The organism is Kitasatospora sp. NPDC018058, assembly GCF_044327205.1.
Lineage (GTDB): Bacteria > Actinomycetota > Actinomycetes > Streptomycetales > Streptomycetaceae > Kitasatospora.
The window spans coordinates 1-18,783 of record NZ_JBIRFA010000046.1 but is presented as its reverse complement, the minus strand read 5'-3'; the positions used below and the strand labels follow the sequence as shown (position 1 = coordinate 18,783).

At 70.7% G+C, this 18,783-nt stretch carries 14 protein-coding genes; 1 reads left to right on the top strand and 13 read right to left on the bottom strand.

From position 1 onward, the window contains the following. Positions 1–259: 259 nt before the first annotated feature. The gene (locus ACH4E7_RS37915) at positions 260–703 is read right to left on the bottom strand and encodes a hypothetical protein (RefSeq protein ID WP_396253746.1); all 444 of its coding nucleotides are present in this window, start codon (positions 701–703) and stop codon (positions 260–262) included. 159 nt (positions 704–862) lie between these two features. Then, positions 863–3,265, bottom strand: a complete 2,403-nt coding sequence (locus tag ACH4E7_RS37910; protein ID WP_396253745.1) for a sodium-translocating pyrophosphatase — start codon at positions 3,263–3,265, stop codon at positions 863–865. Between the two features lie 200 nt (positions 3,266–3,465). Between ACH4E7_RS37910 and ACH4E7_RS37905 the strand changes: the two genes are divergently transcribed. Beyond that, positions 3,466–3,948, top strand: a complete 483-nt coding sequence (locus tag ACH4E7_RS37905) for an inorganic diphosphatase (RefSeq protein WP_396253744.1) — start codon at positions 3,466–3,468, stop codon at positions 3,946–3,948. A gap of 148 nt (positions 3,949–4,096) precedes the next feature. Here the strand turns inward: ACH4E7_RS37905 and ACH4E7_RS37900 are convergent, their stop codons facing one another. The 11 genes from ACH4E7_RS37900 to ACH4E7_RS37850 form a co-directional block, all read right to left on the bottom strand. Further along, positions 4,097–4,453, bottom strand: coding sequence for a hypothetical protein (locus tag ACH4E7_RS37900; protein ID WP_396253743.1), 357 nt, complete (start codon positions 4,451–4,453; stop codon positions 4,097–4,099). Between the two features lie 63 nt (positions 4,454–4,516). Next, positions 4,517–5,464, bottom strand: a complete 948-nt coding sequence (locus tag ACH4E7_RS37895; RefSeq protein WP_396253742.1) for an MBL fold metallo-hydrolase — start codon at positions 5,462–5,464, stop codon at positions 4,517–4,519. Positions 5,465–5,512: 48 nt separating this feature from the next. Next, on the bottom strand, positions 5,513–6,733 hold the full coding sequence (locus tag ACH4E7_RS37890; protein WP_396253741.1) for an MFS transporter: 1,221 nt from the start codon (positions 6,731–6,733) through the stop codon (positions 5,513–5,515). An 83-nt stretch (positions 6,734–6,816) separates the two neighbouring features. After that, positions 6,817–7,395 (bottom strand): TetR/AcrR family transcriptional regulator, encoded by a 579-nt coding sequence (locus tag ACH4E7_RS37885; protein ID WP_396253740.1) that lies wholly within the window; start codon positions 7,393–7,395, stop codon positions 6,817–6,819. A 294-nt stretch (positions 7,396–7,689) separates the two neighbouring features. Continuing rightward, positions 7,690–8,295, bottom strand: a complete 606-nt coding sequence (locus ACH4E7_RS37880; RefSeq protein WP_396253739.1) for an ATP-dependent Clp protease proteolytic subunit — start codon at positions 8,293–8,295, stop codon at positions 7,690–7,692. A gap of 11 nt (positions 8,296–8,306) precedes the next feature. Continuing rightward, the gene (locus tag ACH4E7_RS37875) at positions 8,307–9,884 is read right to left on the bottom strand and encodes an MFS transporter (protein WP_396253738.1); all 1,578 of its coding nucleotides are present in this window, start codon (positions 9,882–9,884) and stop codon (positions 8,307–8,309) included. Positions 9,885–9,998: 114 nt separating this feature from the next. After that, on the bottom strand, positions 9,999–11,075 hold the full coding sequence (locus ACH4E7_RS37870) for a cytochrome P450 (RefSeq protein WP_396253737.1): 1,077 nt from the start codon (positions 11,073–11,075) through the stop codon (positions 9,999–10,001). A gap of 221 nt (positions 11,076–11,296) precedes the next feature. Continuing rightward, positions 11,297–14,440, bottom strand: a complete 3,144-nt coding sequence (locus ACH4E7_RS37865) for an amino acid adenylation domain-containing protein (protein ID WP_396253736.1) — start codon at positions 14,438–14,440, stop codon at positions 11,297–11,299. A 4-nt stretch (positions 14,441–14,444) separates the two neighbouring features. Beyond that, a complete protein-coding gene (locus ACH4E7_RS37860) occupies positions 14,445–16,091 on the bottom strand; it encodes an AMP-binding protein (protein ID WP_396253735.1) in 1,647 nt (548 codons plus the stop codon). Then, positions 16,088–16,336: an MbtH family protein gene (locus tag ACH4E7_RS37855; RefSeq protein WP_396253734.1), complete on the bottom strand. Its 249-nt coding sequence runs from the start codon at positions 16,334–16,336 to the stop codon at positions 16,088–16,090. The genes ACH4E7_RS37860 and ACH4E7_RS37855 overlap by 4 nt, the downstream gene beginning before the upstream one ends. A gap of 40 nt (positions 16,337–16,376) precedes the next feature. Then, entirely contained in the window at positions 16,377–18,779 is a 2,403-nt protein-coding gene (locus ACH4E7_RS37850) for an amino acid adenylation domain-containing protein (protein WP_396253773.1), read from the bottom strand. Between the last annotated feature and the right edge of the window lie 4 nt (positions 18,780–18,783).

The following is an 18,783-nucleotide window of genomic DNA, read 5'->3' as shown; positions in this document are numbered from 1 at the left end:
ACCCAATGAGGGGGATGTGTGAAACACGTGCTCTTGATTTGAAGTCGGATCTACCGAACGATGGCTGCGGACGAGTGCCTTGACGACGACGGCGTGCGTGGTGACCTGTGATGACGGGAGTTCTCCGGGCCGCCGGTACCGGCGATCCCGAGGCGTCCCCGCTCCCCCGCGCCCCGAACGCGGCTGGAATCGACGGAACCACAAGGGCCCGCACCTGACGAGATCAAGTGCAGGCCCGAGTGCAGGCCCTTGTGGGGAGCTACCGCGTCGCCCCCTCGTGCTCATGGCTGCCCCAGTGCACACAGAGCGCGTAGATCGCCAGGATGTCCAGCAGGATGATCAGCACCGACCAGAGCGGGTAGCTGGCCACCACCCACATGTGCGAGAAGGCGTTGAGCGACAGCACGGCCACGCCGACCCAACGCGCCAGCTGACTGCCGGCCAGGATGCCGGCCGCGGTCAGGGCCAGCAGGATCCCGAGCACCAGCAGAGTCCAGCCCCAGGCCCGCAGATCGCCCACGACGATGTGGGCGCCGTCGACGAAGACGTGCGACCGGTTGATCGCGGCGACGCCGTCCAGGCCGTTGAAGAGCGCCAGGATGAACACCAGCACACCGGCGAAGGTCACCATGCCGGTCGGGCAGCAGTGGCGCATTGCGGGCTTCTCGCTCGCACCGGTCGGTGAGGAAGCAGGAGACCCCATGGGACACCTCCAGTGCGGTCACGCCCGTCCCCCGGCTGATGGGCGACGGGGACTTCCGCTGAGTGGCTCCTACCGACCAGCCTAGGCCCGCACCGCGCGGGGGGCGCGGCGTACCCGGCCGTACCGGCGCCGCCGGGCGCGCACGTGGCCGGTGGCTGGTCACCGGACGGGCGCGGGCTCCTCCGGCGCGCGGGTGTCGGTGGGCGCTTCGTCGCTGCCGACGGTGATGCCCCGGCGCTTGGAGATCCACACGGCGAGGACGACGACGGCCAGGGCCAGCAGGGCGATGGTCAGCCGGAGGCCCAGGTCGGCGTGCGAGCCGAAGCTGAGTTCGACGATCGCGGGCGCCACCAGGAGGGAGACCAGGTTCATCACCTTCAGAAGCGGGTTGATGGCCGGTCCGGCGGTGTCCTTGAAGGGATCGCCCACCGTGTCGCCGATGACGGTGGCCGCGTGCGCGGGGCTGCCCTTGCCGCCGTGGTGACCGTCCTCGACCAGCTTCTTGGCGTTGTCCCAGGCGCCGCCCGAGGTGGCCAGGAAGACGGCCATCAGGGTGCCCGCGCCGATCGCTCCGGCCAGGTAGGAGCCCAGCGGGCCGACGCCGAGCAGGAAGCCGAGGGCGATCGGGGTCATCACGGCGAGCAGGCCCGGGGTGACCAGTTCGCGCAGCGCGTCGCGGGTGCAGATGTCCACCACCCGGCCGTACTCGGGCCGTTCGGTGCCGTCCATGATGCCGGGCCGGGTCCGGAACTGGCGCCGGACCTCGAAGACGACCGCGCCGGCGGAGCGCGAGACGGCGTTGATCGCCAGACCGGAGAACAGGAAGACGACAGCGGCGCCGGCCAGCAGGCCGACCAGGTTGTCGGGCTGGTCGATGGCCAGGCTCAGGCTCGAGCCGCGGGCGGCCGGGCCGATCTGTGCCTCGGCGGTCGCGATGGTGTCGGTGTAGGAGCCGAACAGCGCGGTGGCGGCGAGCACCGCCGTGGCGATGGCGATGCCCTTGGTGATCGCCTTGGTGGTGTTGCCGACGGCGTCCAGTTCGGTGAGCACCTGGGCGCCGGCGCCGGTGATGTCTCCGGACATCTCCGCGATGCCCTGGGCGTTGTCGGAGACCGGGCCGAAGGTGTCCATCGCGACGATCACGCCGACGGTGGTCAGTAGTCCGGTCCCGGCCAGCGCGACCGCGAACAGGGACAGGATCAGCGAGCCGCCGCCGAGCAGGAAGGCGCCGTAGACGGCGGCTCCGATGGCCACGGCGGAGTACACGGCCGCTTCCAGGCCGAGCGCGACACCGGAGAGCACCACGGTGGCCGGCCCGGTCAGCGAGGTCTTGCCCACGTCCCGTACCGGGCGGCGGGTGGTCTCGGTGAAGTAGCCGGTCAGTTGCTGGATGACGGCCGCCAGCACGATCCCGATGGCCACCGCGGCCAGGGCGAACGCCCGGGGGCTGCCCGCATGCCGGGTGATCTCGGCAGGCACCCCGTGCAGTCCGGAGAAGCGGGCCGGCAGGAACGCGAAGACCGCGCCGGCCACCAGGACGAGGGACACCACGGCGGAGACGAAGAAGCCGCGGTTGATGGCGGTCATCCCGCTGCGGTCCGTGGGCCGCGGGGAGACCGTCTCGATGCCGAGGACCGCCGTGAGCACCCCGATGGCGGGCACCACCAGAGGGAAGGTCAGTCCGTTGTCGCCGAAGGCGGCTCTGCCCAGAATCAGCGCGGCGACCAGGGTCACGGCGTAGGACTCGAACAGGTCGGCCGCCATCCCCGCGCAGTCGCCCACGTTGTCACCCACGTTGTCGGCGATCGTCGCCGCGTTGCGGGGATCGTCCTCGGGGATCCCCTGCTCGACCTTGCCCACCAGGTCCGCGCCCACGTCTGCGGCCTTGGTGAAGATCCCACCGCCCACCCGCATGAACATCGCCAGCAACGCCGCGCCGAAGCCGAAGCCCTCCAGTACCTTCGGCGCGTTCGCCTGGTAGATCAGCACCACCGTCGCCGCCCCCATGAGGCCCAGCCCCACGGTGAACATCCCCACCACCCCGCCGGTACGGAAGGCGATCCGCATCGCCCGGTGCGACACCCCTCGCACGATCGATGCCGCCGTCGGCCCCTCCTGGGACTCGATGGCCGGCACCGGCGCCGTCCCCGCCCGGGCCGCCGCCGCCACCCGAACGTTGCTGCGCACCGCGAGCTGCATCCCGACGTACCCCGTCGTCGCCGAGAAGGCCGCCCCGACCAGAAAGAACACCGAACGCCCGATCCGCTGCCCCCAGTTGTCCGCCGGCAGCAGCAAAAGCACGAAGGGCACCACCCCGGCGAAGACGCCCAGGGTGCGGAACTGGCGCCTCAGGTAGGCGTTCGCCCCCTCCTGAATCGCCCCGGCGATCCGCCGCATCGTCTCGGTGCCCTCGTCCGCGGCCAGGACCTGGCGTACGAACGCCCAGGCCACCATCAGGGCTCCTGCCCCGATCACCGCGACGACCACCAGCAGCGTTCGGCCCGACCCGGTCAACACGGGCGCGGCCGCAACGGATGCGCCCGCATGAAAGATCCCAGCCATTCCGTCCTCCTTGACGTCGCGCCTGGGCGCCAGGGGCGCGAATCGGCCGCCCGGGAACTTCAGACCGAGGCTAACCCCGGGGACTGGAGGTCTCCACGGGGGTTAGGGCAATCGCGTACCCCGCATGCGGCGGCGAGTGATCCCCTCGAAGATGGTGCTGCCGACGCCGTCGGACGTCACGGATCGCGAAGGAGAGCGACATGGACTTCGAGGTGATCGTCGAGATCCCGCAGGGGTCACGCAACAAGTACGAGATGGACCATGCCACCGGACGGATCCGCCTGGACCGGATGCTGTTCACGGCCACCCGCTACCCGGCCGACTACGGGTTCATCGAGGACACCCTCGGCGGAGACGGCGACCCCCTCGATGCCCTCATCCTCGTCGACGAGCCCACCTTTCCGGGATGCGGCATCACCTGCCGCGCCATCGGCATGTTCGTCATGACCGATGAGAAGGGGCCGGACGAGAAGATCCTCTGTGTGCCCGCCCACGACCCCCGTTTCGCCCGGCTGCAGGACATCGACGACATGCCCCAGCACGACCTGCAGGAGATCACCCACTTCTTCGAGGTCTACAAGGACCTCGAACCCGGAAAGTCCGTCGAAGGCTCCCACTGGGCGAACAAGGCCGACGCCTACGCCGAGATCGAGACCTCACGCTCCAGGGCCGCCGCTCATTAGACCTGCGATCGCAGCGGGCGGCCATCCGATCCATAGCGGCGATCGGCACGTCGGGCCTCCACCCCCGGCAGCGGCCACGCCACGGCTGCGCCCGCGCGGGCGCAGCCGTCAAGGCCGGCCCGCGCGGGCCCGGGGTGTGCGGTGGTGGTCAGTCCTGGTTCCCGTCGAGGCCGGTGTCGGGGATCCAGGAGCCGTGGATTCCGGCGGTCACCCGTCGGGGCAGGTGGACGGTGGCGACCAGGTCGAGGCCGGAGGCGTGCCCCTCGTCCTCACGGGACCAGGTGCGCAGCCGCGCCACGATCTCCCCCTCGCGGAAGAGGTAGAAGAGTTCGTCGGTGACGGTCCAGACCCGCTCCTCGGGTGCCTCGCGCAGCACGCGCAGGTACTCCTCCGCCAACCTCTGGCGTATCGTCACGAAGGCACTGGGAGCCCGCCAGCGCAGGTCGGCGGCCAGCGTCTCGCGTGCGGCGTCGTGCGGGTGGAGCCCCCGGGGAGTGGACTCCATGAAGGGCAGGTCCCCTCATCGACGGGCTGGGGCGACGGGATGCCGGCGATCGGACCCCGACGATCAGACCCCGGTGGCCGAGACCCCGGCGGCCGGGATCCCCCTCCCCGGCTCGGCGACCAGCCGGTACCGTCCGTCCTCCCTCCGAACCGTGCCGCCCGTCGGCTGCGGGAAGTGGGTGCCCAGGAGCAACGCGTCGGTGTCCGCCAGGGCGTCGAGCAGCCGGCCGCGGGTGCGGACCGCCTGGGTGGCGTCGATGTCGACGCAGCTGTTCACGTGCGGGTGGGACAGCTGCACGGGGTGGTGGATGCTGTCGCCGGTGATCAGCGCCCGGCGGTCGCTGCCGCGCAGTTCCACGGCGACCTGCCCCGGGGTGTGGCCCGGGGCAGGGACCAGGAAGACGCCCGGCGCCACCTCGCGCCCCTGCTCGGGCACGTCCACGAGGTCGTACTGTCCGGCGTCGCGGACGGGGGTGACGGAGTCGCGGAACATCTGGCGGCGGGCCTCGTCCAGGTCGGTGGCGGCCCAGTGGTCCCATTCGGTGCGGCTGGTGAGGTAGCGGGCGTCGGGGAAGGTGGGGACCCAGTCCTCGCCGACGAGGCGCGTGTTCCAGCCGACGTGGTCGGTGTGCAGGTGCGTGGTGATCACCAGGTCCACGGACTCGGGCGGGAAGCCGGCCGCCGCCAGGCGCTCCAGGAAGTCGGTGTCGAGACCGTTCCAGGCCGGGTTGGCGCGTCGCTTGGCATTGCCGATGCCGGTGTCGACGACGATCCGCAGCCCGCCGGCCTCCACCGCGAAGCTGTGGCTCGCCAGACGGGGGACGTCGGCGTCGGCGAAGTCGGGGCGCAGCCACGACGCCTCGTCCAGCACCTCCTTGGTGGCGTCCGGCAGCAACCAGGGTCCGGTCTGCCGCGGCAGTTCGATCTCGTCGACGCGCCGTACGGCGATGTCGCCGAGGCTCCATCCCGTGCTTGCGAAGGGGGCGGCCTGACGGGGCGTGGCGGTGCTCATCGGTGGGTCCTTTCGGGCGGGCGGGGCGTTGCGGGAAGCAGGACTCGGTCAGGCGGTGCGCGGCTGCTGCACGGCGCGGGCGAGGCCGATCAAGGTCAGCAGGATGACCGTCACGGCGTAGAGCGAGACGGCGGTCCGCAGGCCGTACAGGTTGGTCAGCAGGCCGGCGAGGACGGCGGGGACGCTCATGGCCAGGTAGCTGAGGACGTAGTAGGCGGCGAGCGTGCCGGCGCGTTCGTCCGGGGCGGCCGGGGGCAGCAGCAGGCGCAGGGCGCCCTGGGCGACGGCACCGAAGCCCGCGCCCGCCAGGACGGTGCCGACGAACAGCGCGGGCAGGCTGTGCAGGTGCGGGCCGCTCAGGGTCAGCAGGGCCCCCGGGGTCAGCAGCGCGCTGCCGGCGAGGCTCGCGGTGCGGGCGGGCAGCGCCCGGGCGGTGTGGCCGGCGAGGCCGGCCGCGGCCGTCAGGGTGAAGAAGACCAGGCCGCCGGTTGCGGGGGCGGCGTGCGGGGCGATGAGCCGGGCGAGCGAGGGGCCTAGGGAGGAGTAGAAGCCGCCCAGTGCCCAGGCGGCGACGACGCCGGGCGCGGCGAGCGCCATGGCCGGCCGGGAGGCGGGGGCGACGGTGATCGCGGGGCGCAGTGAGCGCCAGGCGCCGGGGTTGGGGCGGGCGGTCTCGGGGGTGTGCAGGACTGCGGCGGCCTGCGCGGCGAAGAGCAGGAGCAGCAGCAGGTAGACGGTGCGGGTGGGGGCGGGGGCGTACTGCACGAGGGCGGTGGCGGCCAGCACACCGACCGCCATGCCGGCCACGGGGGTGATGCCGTTGGCGGCCGTTGCCCGGCCCGGACGGTCGGGGTCCTCGAAGTCGAGCAGGGCGGCTCCGGCGGCGCTGGTGGCCACGCCGGTGGCCAGGCCCTGCAGGATCCGGGCGGCGATCAGAGCCGGCACCCCCTGGGCGGTGGCGAAGACGGCCATCGCGACGCCTTCCGCCAGCAGCGCCCCGGCGAGGACCGGACGCCGGCCCAGGTGGTCCGAGAGCGTGCCCGCGGTCAGCAGTGCCACCAGCAGGGCGAGCGCGTAGGCACTGAACACGACGGTCAGCGTCATGGCCGAGAAGTGCCATGCGGCCTGGTAGAGCGCGTAGAGCGGGGTCGGCGCGCTGGAGGCGGCCAGCAGGCCGACCAGGACCGAGGCGTGGAGCCGGAAAGCACCGTGGCGGCTCAGCACGGGCAGGCGGCGGGGGCGGGACGGCAGGGCTGTGACGCTGGTCATGGAAGCACCTCTGAGCCTTAAGGCGAATGCTTTGCATTAAGCACTCTAGGTCCGCGCCACCCCGGAACGCAAATATTTAGCTTTTAGGCGACGGGAGGGGCCGTGGTGCGGCCGAGCGCCGCCGCCACCAGATGGCCGGCGTAGGCCGCGGACAGATCCGAGGGGCGGAACAGGATCCGGTACATCAGGGGGGCGACGACGACGTCCAGCAGGGTCTCCACGTCGGGCACGGCCTCCCCACGCCCGGCCGCACGCACCCCGATGGCCTTCAACTGCTCGGCGGCGTAGTCGGAGCACCGGGCCGCGTTGCCCTGCTCGGGGTCGCCCAGCAGGGCGTCGCGGATGTACGTGCGGCCCGCCGTCGAGGACATCTCCTCGGCGAACTGCACCGTCCACGCCTCCAGGTCCGCCCGCAGGCTGCCGCGGTCGACCGGCGGGGCGTCGGGGCGCAACCGCTCGACGGCCACGTCGGACAGCAGTTCCCGAAGGTCTCCCCAGCGCCGGTAGACGGTGGACGGCGTGACTCCCGCGCGGGCGGCGATCAGGGGCACGGTGAGCGCATCCCGCCCCAGTTCCGCCTCGAGATCCCGGACGGCCTGATGCACGGACTGCTGGACGCGGGCGCTGCGCCCGCCGGGGCGTGTGGTCGCTCGAGCACTCATACGCACAGCTTAATGCGAAGAAGTTGCGTCTGGCGGTGTCGACTCAGGACGCCTTGGTGATGGTGAGGGCGGTCTGTACGCGCACGCGTGCCTCCGCGGGGGACGTGGCCGGGTGGACAGTGCGCATGAGGTGCCGCCACTCGTCGATGTAGTCGCGTTGGGCCTGGAGCGTCCGCTGCCCGTCGTCGTCCTGCAGGTGTTCCGACTCGGTGCCGATGAGCGTGGCCGGGCGGCGGGGGCGCCCTTGCTCCGGGGCGCCCCCGCCGCCCGGCCACCCCGGGCGGCCCGCTATCGCTACCCCGCGGTCACGGCCGCCCCCGGAATGCCGACAGAGCCTTCCACCCGGTCGGCGAGCCCGTAGGCCACCGCCTCTTCGGCGGAGAACCACCTGTCGCGGTCGGAGTCCCTCCTGATCTCCTCGACCGAGCGGCCGGTGCGCTCGGCCGTGATGCGGATCAGCCGCTGCTTGGTGCGCATCAGGTGCTCGGCCTGAATCCTGATCTCGCTCGCCGATCCGCCGAGTCCGGCCGAGGGCTGGTGCATGAGGACCTGCGCGCTGGGAAGCACCAGCCGCTTGCCCGGGGCTCCCGCGGTCAGCAGGAACTGTCCCATCGAGGCGCTGAGCCCCATCCCGACCGTGAGCACATCGTTCTCGATGAGCTGCATGGTGTCGTAGACGGCCAGTCCGGCGGTGACGGAGCCGCCCGGCGAGTTGATGTAGAGACTGATGTCCTTGCGGGAATCGGCAGCCAGCAACAGGAGTTGGGCGCAGATCACATTGCCGATCACGTCATCGACGGCTGTGCCCAGCACGATGATGCGCTCGTCCATCAGCCGGTGCGTCACCTGGTCGTTCATGCCCATTCGGCCTGTGCCGGGGCCGGCCGCCGTCGCGGTCATCACTGGCCTGTTCATGACTGCACATTCTCCTTGTGGTCTTCCGGTGCGGCCGGGCCCACCGGACTGGTGCCGGATCCAGCGGCCGGTCCCACCCCTCGTTCCGGTCGGCGGGACAGCTCGACGCGGTGCAGGATGAATCCCACGGTCAGACCACCGATGAGCACGAATACCGCGCCGAACAACTCACTGGTGCTCAATCCCGAGGTGAAGGCCTGCTTGGTGGCAGTGATGACTTCGGCGGCCTGCGGTTGGTCCGCCGCCGCGGCCAGTGCGGTCGGCAGTGACGCGCTGACCGAGTGGTCCAACGAGTGCGGCAGCAAGGAGGCGAAGCGCACGGAGAGCAGGGCGCCCAGGATGGCCACGCCCAGGCTGGCCCCGAACTCCTGGAGGGTGCCGTTGACTCCGGCCCCGATGCCGGCGCGCTGCCGCGAGATGGCACTCATGATCGAGTTGGCCAGCGCCGGCATCGCCAGGCCCACCCCGGAACCGATCAGGATCAGCCCGACAAGAGCCCCGACATACCCGTGGCCGGCGAAGAAGGAGAGGGCCGCCAGCCCCGCGGCGATCAACGGAATACCGATCGAGACCGACCGGCCCGCACCCAAGCGCTTCAGCAGCCGGGCCCCCGTGCCGGTCAGATTGAGGACCACGACGGTGCCGGCCATGGGCGCGACGGCGATGCCCGTCCTGAGCGGACTGAAGCCGAGGATGAACTGCAACTGCTGAGTGAGCAGGAAGAGCCCGCCACCCATCCCGAACGCGACCAGGACTCCTCCGGTCGCGGCCGCGCTGAACGACCGGTCGCGGAACAGATTCATGTCGAGCATCGGATGGCTCACCCACCGCTCGTACAGGACGAAGGCCACCAGGAGCAGAACGCCACCCACCGCGGGGAGGACGACTTCCGACGATGCCCAACCCTGCTGGGGGCCCGCGATGACCGCCCACACGACCCCGACCATTCCCAGCACGGAAAGGATGATCCCGACCAGATCCGGTCGACTTCCTTGGGGGTTCCGGGATTCCGGCACCATGCAGACGACCCCGATGATTCCGGCGGCGGCCACCGGCACGTTGATCAGGAAGATGGAGCCCCACCACGCGTGGTCGAGCAGAAACCCTCCGACCAGCGGTCCGGCGGCAAACCCGAGGGAACTGACCCCGGCCCAGGCCCCGATCGCCTTGCCTCGTTCGGAGCCGTCGAAAATCTGCATGACCAGAGCGAGCGTGGTGGTCATCAGAAAGGACCCGCCGATACCCATGAACGCGCGCGCCAAAATCAGCTGGCCAGGTGTGGCGGACATAGCTGCGGCAAAGGAGCCGAGGCCGAAGAGGCCGAGACCGAAAAGTAGGGCGCGTTTTCGGCCGTAGCGATCCGCGACACTCCCGGCCGTGAGTAACAAGCTCGCCTGGGCCAGCGAGTATGTGTTGATCATCCATTGCACATCTGCGGTGCTGGCGTGCAGGCTCCCCGTCAGGGAGGGGACCGCGACGTTGAGCACCGTATTGTCGAGCACAACCGTCAGCTGCGCAAGACTGACGACGCCTAAGATCCACCAGCGTCGTGGATGGGCAGCCGGAGTGGACATGCTCACCTCCTACGTACAGTATCAGGATCGAGTGTAACCGAGAGGTTTCTTAGCGTCATATTCGCTCAATCCCACGGGAGTTGATGTGCGCATCCGGCATCGATCCGGTGATGATTACCAGCCCTCCCGGGCCATGCTTTCCCGGTCGGGCTTCAGGCGGACCGGCAGCGAGCTGAGCCCGAAGAGGAAGTTCGAGTAGATCGGCCGGGCGGGGCCGGTCGGCTCGATATCGGAAGCCACCGTGCGCAGCCCCTCCAGTACCGCGCCGAGCTCGACCCGAGCGAGCGGCGCGCCCAGACAGAAGTGCGGACCGTACGCGAACGTGAGGTGCCGATTCGGTGTCCTGGTCAGATCGAACCGGCCCGGCTCGGGGAACTTCTCCTCGTCCCGGTTGGCCGACGAGTTCCAGATCGTGACGATGTCGCCGGCCTTGATCTCCTGCCCGCGGACCGTCGTGTCGACAACCGCCGTACGGCCCGAATGGATCGCGGGTGTGGTCCAGCGGAGCACCTCCTCCACCGCGGTCTCGATGGCGGCGTCGCCGCTCTTCAGGGACCGCCACTGCTCCGGGTGCTCGATCAGGGCCTGCACCGCACCGATCATGGAGAGCCGGGCCGTTTCGTCTCCCCCGAGGATGAGGCTGTAGCAGTTCAGCATGATCTCGTCGTGAGTGATGTCCTCACCGTCGATCTTGCTGGTGGCGAGCAGGCCGACCACGTCGTTGTGCGGCGTGTTGTCGCGTCGCTCACGGGCCAGGCCCGCGAAGTACAGCAGGATCTCGCTCTTCGACTCCCAGGCGTCCGCGGCGGTCTGGTCCTCGCGATCCGAGCTGATCGCGGACGAGGTGAGGCTCAGGATGTACGCCCGGTCCTGGTCCGGGACTCCCAGTAGGTCGCAGATCGCCGTGAGCGGGATGTGGGCCGCGACGTCCCGGGCGAAGTCGCACTCGCCGTCCCCGGCGACGGCCTCGACCATGAGCTTGCGGGTCGCCACTCGGACCCGTTCGATGATGACGTCGAGGGCACCCGGGGAGAATGCCTTGAGGACGAGCTGACGCAACCTCTTGTGCCGGTGCCCGTCGGAGACGGCGAGCATCCTTCCCGCCGCCGAGTCACCGCCCTGCAGGAGGGTCTCCAGCACATTGCCGCCCTCCGAGGTGAAGCACTCGTTGTCCCGGTACAGGGAAGCCACGTCGTCGTAGCGTGAGACGACCCAGAAGCCCGGGGCACCGTCCCTCGGCGGGTGCCAGTGGACGGGGCTCTCCGCGCGGAGATGTCGCCACACCTCGGACAGATCGCTCTCCGCGTGGAGCCGCGGATCCGCGAGGTTGATGTTCGTCAGCTGGTCTGGCGCGATGACTCGCCGGGTCAACATCGCTGTCCTCTCTGCGCGTTCGACGCTCTCCATGAGCGTCAGTACGCGGAATCGGTCGTCGTTGCGCCGGCCGTGGCGGCGAGCGCCGACACGGTCCGGGCCTCGTACAGGTTCCGGGGCGAGAACCGAAGGCCCGCCTGGCGTGCCCCGCTGATCAACTGGATGGCGACGATGCTGTCCCCACCCAGTGCGAAGAAGTCGCTGTCGACCCCGATGTCGGAAACACCCAACACCTCCGCGAACAGCCGGCAGAGCACCTCTTCCTGCGGGGTGCGGGCCGCGCGCTCCGAGGCTTCGGTTGCCAGGTCGGGCCCGGGCAGGGCGTCCCGGTCCAACTTGCCGTTCGGGGTGAGCGGCAGCCTCTCCAGCACGACGACTGCGGCCGGCACCATGTGCTCGGGCAGCCGGTCCTGCACGGAACGCCGCAGTCGCGCCCCGTCAAGCGGCCGGCCGTCGGCCCCGGGCACGACGTAGGCGACCAGTCGCCTGCCCCGGCCGCTGCCGGACCCGTCGTCGAACGGCACCACGGCGACGTTCCCGACTTCCGGTTGGTCGGCCAGTACGGCTTCCACCTCGGCCGGTTCGATCCGGAACCCCCGGATCTTGACCTGGTCGTCGGCCCGGCCCAGGAACCTGAGGTTGCCGTCCGGATCCCAGCGGACCAGGTCACCGGTGCGGTACATGCGCGAACCGGCCGGGCCGAAGGGATCGGCGACGAAGCGCTCCGCCGTCAGCCCGGGCCGGCCCAGGTAGCCACGGGCCAGGCCGTCCCCGCTGACGTAGAGCTCGCCGGGCGTGCCGTCCGGCACCGGTTGCAGACCGGCCCCGAGGACGTAGGCGCGGGTCCCGCCGATCGGCCCGCCGATCGGCGGGACGGCGGCCCCCGACAGCGGTTGGCTGAGGGTCGCCACGACGGTGGTCTCGGTCGGGCCGTAGGCGTTCACCATGCGCCTGCCCGGGCTCCACCGGGCCGTCAACTCCGCGGAGCACACGTCGCCGCCGACGATCAGCGTCCGCAGCGAGGGCAGGGCGGACGGCGGGACACTGCCGAGTGCCGCGGGCGGTATCAGCGCGTGGGTCACGGCATGCTCGGCCACCACCTCGGCCAGCCGGTCGCCCGCCAAGGTACCGACGGGCGGAACGACCAGGGTGGCTCCGGCCGCGAAGGTCATGGTGAGCTCCAGCACGGCCGCGTCGAAGCTGGGTGAGGAGAACTGCAGGACCCGGCTGTCGGCGGTGACCGCGAACCGTTCCACCTCGGCGTCGGCCAGGCTCGCGAGCCCGCGGTGGGAGACCACGACACCCTTTGGCGTGCCGGTCGACCCGGAGGTGTAGATGACGTACGCCGGCGACTGGAGCGACAGCGGCGCGACCCGGTCGGCGTCCACGAGCGGATCCGTGCCGTACCCCGCGAGCTCCTTCCGGGTCTCGTCCGCGTCGAGGACGACGCGCGGGACGGCCGCGTCCTGCGGCAGGACCGCTTCCGAGTCCGAGCCGGTCACCACGAGCGCGGGCTCGGCGTCGTTCAGCATGTACGCGATGCGCTGGGCGGGATACCCGGGATCGACGGGCAGATACGCCCCACCGGTCTTGGCGACCGCCAGGATCGCGGTGACCATCTCCGTCGACCGGGGCAGCACCAGCGCCACGGTCCGCTCCGGCCCGATCCCCCGGTCGACCAGCAGCCGGGCCAGCTGGTTGGCCTGGTCGTCGAGTTCGCCGTAAGAGAGCGCCGAGCCGCCCGACAGCAGCGCGATCGCCTCGGGACTCCGGACGGCGCGGGCCTGGAACAGCTCGGGGAGGGTGACCGGCCGCGCCGAACTGGCGGTGGCGTTGCGATCCACCAACAGCCTTTCCCGTTCCTCCGGTTCGAGCAGGTCGAGCCGCCCCACCGGCCGGCGCGGGTCCGCCACGACCGCCCGCAGGACCCGGAGCAGGCGGCCCATGAGCGACCGCGCCTCCTTCTCCTCGAAGAGATCGGGACGGTAGTCGAGCCTCAGGACCAGCCGGGGCCCCGGTACCGCGGAGAAGCTCAGCGGGTAGTGGTTGCTCTCGTGGACCTCCACGCCGCTGATCCGCAACTCGGGCGGATGCTCGGCCTTCCCCGGATCAAACGGGCTGTCCTCCAGCACGGCGAGCGTGTCGAACAGCTCCCCCTCGACGGAGGCGGCCAGCCGGCTGACCTCAGCGAGCCCCAGGTGCCGATGAGGCGCCAGACGCGCCTGTGCGCGCTGCACTTCCTCCAGGGCGGCGACCAGAGGTACGGCCGCCGGCACGGACATCCGCACGGGCAGAATGTTGGTGCAGGCCCCGATCAGAGTCCCCGCGCCGGGAAACGCCGCCCGGTCGCCGGTGGCAGCGCTGCCGAAGACCACCTCGTCGCGGCCGGTCAGCCCGCCGAGGAGCACCCCCCAGGCGCCCTGGACCAGGGTCTCGAGGGTCAGTCCGTGGCGGAGCCTCGCCTCGATGAGCCGGTCGGTCTCCGACTTCGACAGTTCGACGGTGACCCGCCGAGGCGCGGACGTGAGGCTGACGGCGGCCCGCGCGGCCAGCAGGGTGGGTGCGTCCAGGTCCGCCAGCGCGTCCCGCCAGGCCGCTCGGGCCTCCTCGCGGCCCTGCTCCGCTTGCCAACCGAGGTAGTCCCGCCAGGAGGCCGCCGGCGCAAGTCCGGCCTCGTCCGCACCGCGGGTGTAGAGGGCGAACAGATCGTCGAGCAGCAGCGCATGGGACCAGCCGTCCAACGCGATCTGATGCGACGTCAGCACCAGGTGGTGCAGCCGGGTTTCCAGCTTGACGAGAGTGCAGCGAAGCAGGGGCGGTGTCGCGAGGTCGAAGCCACTGTCCCGATCCCGGGCGGCGATCCGCGCGCACCCCACGATGCGGTCGGCCTCGGCGACCGCCGAGAGGTCCGTCTCGCGCCAGGGCAGCTCCACGTCGTCGGGGACGAACCGCACAGGCCGCTCCAGCCCCTCGGTCCGGAACCCGGCCCGCAGGCTGTCGTGCCGGCGCAGCAGAGCCTGCGCGGCGGCCTTGAGGACGGGCGCGTCCAGTGACCCCCGGAGCTCGATCACGAACTGTACGCCGTAGTTGTCCGTGCCCCCTTCGCCCTGGTCGTACAGGACCTGGAACAGCAGACCTTCCTGCAGAGGTGACAGGGCCGTGGTGTGCCCAGGCGCTTCCATGGTCCTATCGGCCCTTCTCGATCGCCGCGCCGTCACTCGGCGCGGTCGGGTGCGGAACGGGTGTCCCGGCCAGGAGCCGCCGCTTGTCCGGCTTGCCGGAAGCGGTGAGCGGGATACGGGTGCGTACCAGGACCGCGGCGGGCGCGTGCTGCGGCGACAGGAGACCGGCGACGTGGTCGCGCAGCCGGTCGGCGGTCAGCTCCGACCCGGCGTCGACACCGGGGCTCGGAACCACCACGGCGTACACATGCTCCACCTGGTCGGTGTCCCGCACCCCGTAGACGGCGGCCTGGGCTATCCCGGGGTGGGACATCAGCGCGTTCTCGACCGCGGCCGGGTGGATCTTCACCCCGTTGGTCTTGATGACGTCACTCAACCGGCCGACGAGATACAGATAGCCTTCGCCGTCGAAGTGTCCGAGGTCTCCTGTGTGCAGCCACCCGTCGCGCAGCACGCGCCGGGTCAGCTCGGCGGCCGAGCAGTACTCCGTCATCATCACCGGGGACCGCACGCAGACCTCGCCGGTCGCTCCCACCGGCAGGTCCTGGCCGGTCTCCGGATCCCGGATCACGACGCCGACCCCGGGCAGGGGACGTCCCACACTGGCGAGGAGCTCGGGGCGGAAGTGCTCGGGTGGGGTCAACACACTGATACCCCAACTCTCGGTGGTGCCGTAGGTCTGGATGAGCACCGGGCCGAAGGCGGCCATGGCCTGTTCGAGCCGAGCAGCCGAAGCGGGGCAGCCGCCGTACATCACCTGCTGCAGGCTAGACGTGTCCGTCGAGGCGAAGTCCGGGTGGTCGAGCAGCTGGTAGATGTGGGGAGTGGCCAGCAGGGTCCGGGTGATGCGATGGACGGCGATCGCCTCGAGCACGGCACCGGCCGTGAACTCCTCGTGCAGCACGATCGATCCGCCCGATGCGAGCGTCGCGTCCACCATCGGCGCGACGGTGTGACTCAGTGGGGTGGTGACCAGCATCCGGGGGTGTGTGCTGGCGTCCCGCGTGGCGGCGACCGAATGGTTCCAGGCGCTCAACGCGCGCCGGATGCCCTTCGGCTGCCCGGTGGACCCGCTGGTGTAGGTGATGGCCCCGAGCGCCCCCTTGCCGTCGGCCACCAGCTCGTGGTGGCCGACCGGACGGTCGCCGGCCACAGACTCGGTGAGATCGAGGAATCCGGGAACCGAAGCCCCGAAACAGGCGACGGCAGGGGGGCGCGGCATGCGGGCGCCGATCTCGCGGGCCCGGTCGGCGTTCGCCCCGTCCACGATCAGCACCGAGACGCCGGCCTCCTGGAGGACGGCCACCTGAGCGCTCACCGGAAGCACCTCGGCGGACGAGGCGGCATTGGCGGAGCGCAGGTGGACCACGCCCGCGGCGAGCAGATTGGCCGCGTAACGCGCCACGAGGGTGTCGGGACTGTTGGGCTCGGTGAGAACGCCGACGGCAGTGCCCCGGCCCACGCCGTTGCTCTTCAGCACGACTGCGGCCCGGACCACGGCTTCGACCAGCGTGCCGGCCGTGACGGTGCGATCGCGCCAGTGCAGGGCGACCCCGTCGGGTCGTCCCTCCATCGCGGACAGGATGCTGCTGACGTAGTGGGGGTACTCGTGCGCGGGAGACGGGGGAGCGGAGGTCGCGGGTGTCGTCATGCGCCGCTCGCCCCGGCCGGCGCGTCGGTCGCACTCTCCCGAGCGGTCGCGTCGATCAGACTCTTGGGACGCATGTCGGTCCACTGCGCCTCGATGAAGTCCACGCACACCTGACGGGCGGCCTTCTCGTGGGCGATGCGCCACCCCGCCGGCACCTCGATGAAGGCCGGCCACAGGGAGTACTGCCCTTCGTCATTGACCAGTGCCAGGTAGGAGCCGTCAGCATCCTCGAAAGGGTTGGACATGGTGTTCTCTCTTTCCTCAGTGTGTGCTTACCGCTGCCGACTACGCGTCCGCGGTGAACCCGCCGTCCGTTGCCGTGGTGCTGAGTCGATCCGCAATGATCTTGCCGATCTCGGCCAGCGGCCCCGGCTGGACCATGTCCCGGTGCTCGCAGGCGATCTCGTAGTCCGCTATCGCACCCTCCACGTGGGGCCGCCAACTGCGCACCGTAGGAGCCTCTTTGGAGCGTCCGACGGTCGCGGTGAAGTGGACGAGATCACCGCGGAAGCGGACCGGGTCGAAGCCCCGGATCAGCTTGTTGTTGTTGATGAAGACATCCATCAGCGCGGCCGTGCTGTGATCGTCCAGGCTCGCCAGCGCGCTGCCCTCCCGCCGCAGGATCTCCATGGTCTGTTCGCGGTCCAGAGCTTGACCGTCCGCCGGCTCGGCGTCGGCGCCCACGAAGTGCAACAGGTCGGCGAGCAGTTCCTCCTCGCGAAGACCGCCGCCCCCCTGCCCCTCCTCGTCCACGGGGACGATGGGGTAGGCGTCGAGCATGGCCAGCAGCCCGACGCTCTCACCCTTGGCCTGCAACTGAGTGGCGATCACATGCGCCACCATGCCGCCGAAGGACCAGCCCAGCAGGTGGTACGGACCGGTCGGCTGGACCGCCCGGATCTGCTCGAGATAGTCGGCGGCCATCTCATCGATGGTCTGGGGGAGATCAGCCGGCGCGGCGAGTCCGCGGGCCTGCAACCCGTAGATCGGGCGTCCCGGTCCAAGATACTTCAGCAGGCCCGAGTAACACCAGCTCAGGCCACCACCCGGGTGGATGCAGAACAGCGGCGCCCGGTCTCCGGAAGCCCGGAGCGGCAGCAGGACGTCGAGGGCGCCCGTGGCGGTGTCCACGCCCAACTGCCCAGCCAGGCCTGCCACGGTCGGGGCCTCGAACACGCTGCGGATGGACAGCTCGGTGCCCAGCAGGTCGTGCACTCGGCTGATGAGGCGGGTGGCCAGCAGCGAGTGGCCGCCCAGATCGAAGAAGCTGTCGTCGATGCCGACCCTGGGTAGCCCGAGCACCTCGGCGAAGACCTCGCAGAGGATCTCCTCCTGGGGGGTGCGCGGGCCTCGCCCCGAGGAGGCCGCGTTGAGGTCGGGGGCGGGCAGGACGCGACGGTCGACCTTGCCGCTGGGGGTCAACGGCAGCGCGTCCAGCACCACCACGGCCGAGGGGAGCATGTAGTCCGGCAGGGCGCCGGACAGGTAGGTGATGCCGGCCAGATAGGCACGCAACGCCGGTACGTCCAACTCTCGCCCCGGCACGGGGACGACGTAGCCGACGAGGCGTCCGTCCCCGGGCCTGTCCTCGCGCAGGGCCACCACGGCCTGCGACACATCGGGGTGTCCGCCCAGAACCGCCTCGATCTCACCGAGTTCGACGCGAATGCCGCGGACCTTGACCTGGCTGTCGGCCCGGCCGAGGTACTCGAGTTCGCCGCTCTCGTTCCACCGGACCAAGTCGCCAGTACGGTACATCCGTTCGCCGACGGCGCTGAACGGGTTCGCCACGAACCGCTCGGCCGTCAGACCAGGGCGGTCCCAGTAGCCGCGGGCCAGGGCGGCCCCGGCGAGATACAACTCGCCGGCGACCCCGGCGGGCACCGGTGCCAGGCCGCCGTCCAGCACGTACGCCCGGGTGTTCCAGATCGGCCGGCCGATCGGAGCGGCCGCGGGCCACTGCGCCACCTCGTCGGGCAGCGTGTACGCGGTGACCAGGTGCGTCTCCGAGGGGCCGTAGTGGTTATGGAGGCGACGGCCAAGTCGCGCTGCCACGAACTCCCGCACCTGCGGCGTCAGCCGCAACGCCTCCCCTCCTTGGCCGATGTGGCGGAGTGCGGGGAGGGTGAGGTTCTGCTCGGCGGCCGCCTCGCACACCGCCTCGATCATCACGGACGGCGCGTACAGCTCTTCGATCCGGTGCTCGTCCAGCCACCGCACGAACCGGGCCGCGTCCCGCCGCACATCCTCGTCAGGCATCACCAACCGCTTGCCCGACACCAGCGACTCGAGGATCTCCTGCGCCGACACGTCGAAGCTGATCGCCGTGAACTGGGCCACCGACACCTGCTCGGCATCCCGATCACCACCGATCGTCGCGACATGCCAGCCCACCAGGTTCCTTAACGCCCCGCAGGTCATCACCACGCCCTTCGGCGTGCCGGTCGACCCCGACGTGTAGATCACATACGCCGCGGACTGCGGCACCAACACACCCGACCGCTCCGCCTCACACACATCACCCTCAGGCAGACCCGCCAACTCCGCCACCACAGCAGGATCATCGAGCAACACCCGATCCACCCCACCCGGCACCGCACCCACCGCACCCACCGTGCTCACCACGACAGCCGGCCGCGCATCATCCAACATGAACGCGATCCGCTCCGCCGGATACCCCAGATCCAACGGC

What these genes read in the sequence shown, in the direction of transcription:
- ACH4E7_RS37900 (WP_396253743.1), bottom strand. Translation starts at nt 4,453, where the DNA reads ATGGAGTCCACTCCCCGGGGGCTCCACCCGCACGACGCCGCACGCGAG.
- ACH4E7_RS37885 (WP_396253740.1), bottom strand. Translation starts at nt 7,395, where the DNA reads ATGAGTGCTCGAGCGACCACACGCCCCGGCGGGCGCAGCGCCCGCGTC.
- ACH4E7_RS37890 (WP_396253741.1), bottom strand. Translation starts at nt 6,733, where the DNA reads ATGACCAGCGTCACAGCCCTGCCGTCCCGCCCCCGCCGCCTGCCCGTG.
- ACH4E7_RS37855 (WP_396253734.1), bottom strand. Translation starts at nt 16,336, where the DNA reads ATGTCCAACCCTTTCGAGGATGCTGACGGCTCCTACCTGGCACTGGTC.
- ACH4E7_RS37910 (WP_396253745.1), bottom strand. Translation starts at nt 3,265, where the DNA reads ATGGCTGGGATCTTTCATGCGGGCGCATCCGTTGCGGCCGCGCCCGTG.
- ACH4E7_RS37860 (WP_396253735.1), bottom strand. Translation starts at nt 16,091, where the DNA reads ATGACGACACCCGCGACCTCCGCTCCCCCGTCTCCCGCGCACGAGTAC.
- ACH4E7_RS37895 (WP_396253742.1), bottom strand. Translation starts at nt 5,464, where the DNA reads ATGAGCACCGCCACGCCCCGTCAGGCCGCCCCCTTCGCAAGCACGGGA.
- ACH4E7_RS37865 (WP_396253736.1), bottom strand. Translation starts at nt 14,440, where the DNA reads ATGGAAGCGCCTGGGCACACCACGGCCCTGTCACCTCTGCAGGAAGGT.
- ACH4E7_RS37915 (WP_396253746.1), bottom strand. Translation starts at nt 703, where the DNA reads ATGGGGTCTCCTGCTTCCTCACCGACCGGTGCGAGCGAGAAGCCCGCA.
- ACH4E7_RS37875 (WP_396253738.1), bottom strand. Translation starts at nt 9,884, where the DNA reads ATGTCCACTCCGGCTGCCCATCCACGACGCTGGTGGATCTTAGGCGTC.
- ACH4E7_RS37880 (WP_396253739.1), bottom strand. Translation starts at nt 8,295, where the DNA reads ATGACCGCGACGGCGGCCGGCCCCGGCACAGGCCGAATGGGCATGAAC.
- ACH4E7_RS37905 (WP_396253744.1), top strand. Translation starts at nt 3,466, where the DNA reads ATGGACTTCGAGGTGATCGTCGAGATCCCGCAGGGGTCACGCAACAAG.